Origin of the sequence: Pseudoflavonifractor sp. BSD2780061688st1 E11 (genome assembly GCF_005844125.1) — a bacterium.
Taxonomy (GTDB): domain Bacteria; phylum Bacillota; class Clostridia; order Lachnospirales; family Lachnospiraceae; genus Sellimonas; species Sellimonas catena.
Window position 1 is genome coordinate 1 of sequence record NZ_SPHM01000001.1, and the last position, 213, is coordinate 213.

Sequence of the window (213 nt, forward strand, 5' to 3'; positions counted from 1 at the left end):
GAATGGAAGTAGAAATAAGCGTAAGACTAAAATCCACTTTAGCCCATTTAAAGTGGAAATAAACTTTTCAGTTCAGTAATATAAAAAAACATGACAAAATGTTTGTTGTCAGGTTGACAATCATAAATGAATAGTGATAATATAAATATACATTTTAGATAGGGGGTACAATCAGATGGATACTATCCAGAAGCTGAGAATATATATGGAAGA